The organism is Pseudomonas sp. SIMBA_041, from assembly GCF_046535095.1.
In the GTDB taxonomy this organism is placed as follows: domain Bacteria; phylum Pseudomonadota; class Gammaproteobacteria; order Pseudomonadales; family Pseudomonadaceae; genus Aquipseudomonas; species Aquipseudomonas mucoides.
Genome location: NZ_JAWRXJ010001022.1, coordinates 1 through 231, shown reverse-complemented (window position 1 = coordinate 231; position 231 = coordinate 1). Strand labels below are relative to the sequence as shown.

At 40.3% G+C, this 231-nt stretch carries 1 protein-coding gene; it reads left to right on the top strand.

Annotated features, from left to right (window positions below; genetic code table 11):
- Positions 1-231: hypothetical protein (locus SB725_RS34210; protein ID WP_410923829.1), on the top strand; the 231-nt coding region annotated here is incomplete at both ends.

The following is a 231-nucleotide window of genomic DNA, read 5'->3' as shown; positions in this document are numbered from 1 at the left end:
CATGGACAATTTATTTAAGTGACAAGCATACTGATGGTTCAGAAGATAATGAGATAAATGCGGTATCAAGGCTTTTGAAATGGGGCTGGGGGATTAATGATGGATCTGTTTATGACGATGAAACAATAACACTTGCGGTGACAACGATTGGTTGGTTTCTGACCAGTACCAATAGAAGCCTGCGGGATATATCGACCAAAGTCCTGATTTATATTTTCCTGACCTATCAGG